This is a genomic window from Dietzia timorensis, assembly GCF_020742175.1.
Taxonomy (GTDB): domain Bacteria; phylum Actinomycetota; class Actinomycetes; order Mycobacteriales; family Mycobacteriaceae; genus Dietzia; species Dietzia timorensis_A.
The window spans coordinates 1-4,068 of record NZ_DYXM01000212.1 but is presented as its reverse complement, the minus strand read 5'-3'; the positions used below and the strand labels follow the sequence as shown (position 1 = coordinate 4,068).

General features: G+C 64.4%; 4 protein-coding genes. All 4 read left to right on the top strand.

All coding sequences use genetic code 11. The annotated features are described in order from the left end of the window. The coding region (locus K8V11_RS10620) for an alanine:cation symporter family protein (RefSeq protein ID WP_303913823.1) at nucleotides 1-393 on the top strand (393 nt) is incomplete at its 5' end. A 26-nt stretch (nucleotides 394-419) separates the two neighbouring features. Continuing rightward, a complete protein-coding gene (locus K8V11_RS10615; protein WP_303913821.1) occupies nucleotides 420-1,259 on the top strand; it encodes a hydrolase in 840 nt (279 codons plus the stop codon). A 208-nt stretch (nucleotides 1,260-1,467) separates the two neighbouring features. Beyond that, entirely contained in the window at nucleotides 1,468-2,424 is a 957-nt protein-coding gene (locus tag K8V11_RS10610; protein ID WP_303913818.1) for a hypothetical protein, read from the top strand. A gap of 123 nt (nucleotides 2,425-2,547) precedes the next feature. Beyond that, nucleotides 2,548-4,068: AMP-binding protein (locus tag K8V11_RS10605; RefSeq protein WP_303913815.1), on the top strand; the 1,521-nt coding region annotated here is incomplete at its 3' end.

Sequence of the window (4,068 nt, the reverse complement as noted above, 5' to 3'; positions counted from 1 at the left end):
GTCACGATCTTCTTCCTCGCGTTCTCGTCCATCCTTGGTAGCGCGTACATCGGCGAGGTCAACGTCCGGTTCATCCGCGAATCCGATACGTGGGTCAACGTATTTCGCGCCATCGTCTGCGTGATGGTCGTGATCGGCACGGTGAGCAGCCTCGAACTCGTGTGGAACCTCGCCGATCTGTTCATGGGCGTCATGGCGACGATCAACCTCATCGCGCTCATCCCGCTGGCGAAGATCGGTCTGAAGCTCATGACGAATTACGGCGAACAGCGCAAGCAGGGTCTCGAGCCGGTATTCAGCCGCGACGATATCCCCGAGGCGAAGAACGTGTCGTCGTGGGACGGGACCGATCCGATCACCGTACGCACCCCCGGAACCGATGTGAACGCCTAGCGTCCGGGTGTAATCTGCACTGCACCATGGCATACGACTTCGGCGCGGCAACCATAGTCCAATGCGCCACCTGCGGCGTGGAGTGCGCGGGCGACGCACTCCCCGACGAGTGCCCGATCTGTGCGGACGAGCGCCAGTTCGTCCCGCCCGGCGGGCAGGAATGGACGAGTCCCGAACGCGCGGGTGCGAACGGCGCCTCCCTGGAAATCGTCGAGTTCGAACCGGACGTGCTGGGTATTCGGCAGCATCGCTGCCCCGGAATAGGCCAGGTACCGATTCTGCTGCAGACCTCCGGCGGCAACGTGCTACTCGAAGCACCCAATTACATTGATGAGGACGTACATGCCGAGATCTCACGTCTCGGCGGGGTCGCGGCGATCGTCCCCTCGCATCCGCACATGTACGGGCTCCAGTCGGTGTGGTCCCGGGCGTTCGATGACGCACCTGTGTTCATTTCGTCTGCCGACGAGGAGTGGCTCGGGGTGCGCCCGGGGAACACCATCGTCTGGGAGGGGGAGACCGAAATCCTTCCCGGGGTTCGGGCGTCGCAGCCCGGCGGGCACTTCCCCGGCAGCAATGTCGTGCACTGGACCGCGCCCGACGGCGCTGGGGTTCTCTTCGCCGGCGACACGATCGGCCCCGTCCGCGACACCGGTTGGGTGACGTTCATGCGGTCCTACCCCAATTGGATCCCGCTGTCTGCGGCCGTCGTGCGGCGGATTGCCGAGCACGTGTCGCGGTACGAATTCGAGCGGCTCTACGGAAACTTCGGTGGCTCTGTCCTCTCCGATGCCTCCGGCGCGGTCCGTCGATCGGCCGACCGCTATGCGGCGTGGGTCTCGGGAGTTTACGACGATCTCACCTAAACGTTCCTGGGAAAATTCTCGGGCGTCCGCCGTCATAGGCGAAGGTGGTTTTACTTCTCCAGGTCGCGACTGGGAGCGTGCCAAGTCGTGCTCAGTTAACCGGTGATGTGAATTCGGGTGTCCATTTCGGGCCGTTAGCATGTGGCGGCGCTGTGAAAGGCGTACGACATTTCGGCCCGATTCGATGAACAACCGCAAAGGATTTTCCGTGCGCGATAGCTCCAGTCCGTCCGACAGTTCCGAGACCATTACCGTGACCAAGCGCTCGGCGCTTCTCGCACTCGGCGCCGGCATTCTGGCCATCGCACTCGTGGCGGGCGTGGCCATTGCGGCGCTCGTGCGTACGGGTGACGATCCGCAGCCGAAGAACACCGCCGCGGAGGTGTCCGAGACGTCCGAGTCCGAGGAACCCGGCAAGGGCGATAAGGATGACAAGGACGACAAGTCCAAGGACAAAGACAAAAAGAAGGACGGGGAGTCCGAGAAGGACAAGAAGGGCGATTCCGACAAGAAGAAGGCTGCGGCGACGCCATCGGCAAAGTCGTACTCCTCCGGAGGGTCGTCGAAGAACGATTCGTCCAGCGGTGGCTCGTCGAAGGGCAGCGGTTCGTCCGGGAGCGATAAGTCCTCGCGGACGACCTCTAGCACGCGGAGCGAGGAGAAGTCCTCGAGCTCGTCTAAGCCTTCGGAGGGCACGTCGGCAAGCTCGGCGCCGAGCGCCACCGACGCCGAGACTTCGGCGAGCACTGCGCCGCCGACCGACGGTGAGTCGACGCCTTCCACCGGCGTCCCCGCGGACGGGTTCACGGTGACCTCGGCGGAGCCGACCGTCGAGGAGCTGGACTCGCTCGTGCAGTACCTGCTCACCGCCGACGCCCCTGACGAGGCGAAGGCGCAGTCGCTGGAGAACGGCATGCTCGGCGTCGACATTCCGCAGTTCCTCGCCGGCCTCGGTGTCGGCGAGGATCCGCAGGGCGAGGCGCGGGTCGTGGGGCCGCTCGAACGATCCGGCGATTCCATCACCGCGACGCTCGAATACACCGCCGAGGGTCAGACGCGGCTGAGCACCCCGGTCGTGTTCACCAACTCCGACGGCATGTGGAAGCTGTCGGCGACGTCGGCGTGCGCTGCCGCCGAGGGGGCCGGCTCTCCCGTGGGCTGCTGAGCGCCGCCCGCCGCTCCCCCTGTGCGGGTGGAACTTTCGAACTCGGGTGAAAACCTCCGGACTTTGAATATGATCTAGCTCACAGCTTTATGTGTTCTAGTGCCCAGCTCTCCGGAGGGAACCATGGCCGAAACCATGCGGGACCTGTTGCTTTCCCACCACGACTCGGACCGGCCCGCGATCAAGTTCGACGACGAGGTTTTTACGTGGCGTGAGTTCGTCGCGGGCTCCAAGCGGCGCGCGAGCGCGATACACGCTCTGCTGCGCGACGATCGACCGCGGCACGTCGGCACGTTGCTCGACAACGTTCCCGAGATCATGTTCGCGCTCGCCGCGGGCGCGCTCGGTGGCTACGTGACCGCGGGAATCAACACGACGCGGCGAGGCGAGGGGCTCGCGCGCGATATTCGGACCTCCGACTGCCAGATCCTGCTCACCGACGGCCGCTACGCGCCGCTGTTGGAGGGGCTCGATCTCGGGGACGTGCGCATCATCAACGTCGCCTCCGACGAGTGGGACGACCTGGTTGCCGACGCGACTCCGCCGTCATTCTTCCCAGAGCGCGGGGCCCGGGATCCGTTCATGTTGATATTCACCTCGGGCACCTCCGGCAACCCCAAGGCCGTGCAGGTCGCGAACTCCACTGTCGTGATGAGCGGCTCGATGCTCGCCGATGCACATGAGCTTTCCGCGCGGGATGTGTTTTATCTGTCGATGCCGACCTTTCACTCCAATGCGATCCTCGGCGGTGTCGGGCCGGCGTGGGTTTCCGGCGGAACGATGGTGCTGGCGCGGCGGTTCAGCGCGTCGCGATTCCTGCCCGACGTGCGCCGATACGGCGTGACCTTCATGAATTATGTGGGCAAGCCGCTCGCCTACATTCTCGACACTCCCGCGCGGTCCGACGATGCGAAGAACACTCTGCGGGTGGCGTTCGGCAACGAAGCCGCGTCGAAAGACATTCCGGCGTTCGCTGAGCGCTTCGGGTGCAAGGTTACGGACGCCTACGGCTCTACAGAATTAGCGATCATCGTGGTGCGGACCGAGAATTCTCCGATCCAATCGATCGGCGAACCCTTCCCCGGGGTGGCCGTGTTCGATCCGTTTACCGGCGAAGAATGTCCGCGCGCGGAGTACGACGACAGCGGCGCTGTTACCAACCTCGACGAATGTATAGGCGAACTTGTCAATACCGAGGGCGCCGGGTTCTTCTCCGGTTACTACAACAACCCGGACGCCACCAACGAGCGCATGCGGGACGGGATGTATTGGTCGGGCGACCTCGCCTATCGAGACGCCGACGGCTACATCTTCATGGCCGGCCGGACAGGCGACTGGTTGCGGGTCGACGGCGAGAACATGGCGACGGGCATCATCGAGGAAATCATCTTGCGCCATCCGGCGGTGTCGCGGGCGGCTGTGTATTCGCTGCCGGATCCGCGCGGAGTCGGCGACCAGATCGTCGCCGCGCTTGTCCCGCGCCACGACTCCCACCTCACCCCGGAAGGGTTCCAGGCATTCCTCGAGCGGCAGGAAGACCTGTCTCCTAAGGCATGGCCGCGGTGGGTTCGGCTCGCCGACACCCTACCGATGACGGCGACGAACAAGATCCTCAAGCGTGAGCTGCAATCCGAGGGCCTCGAG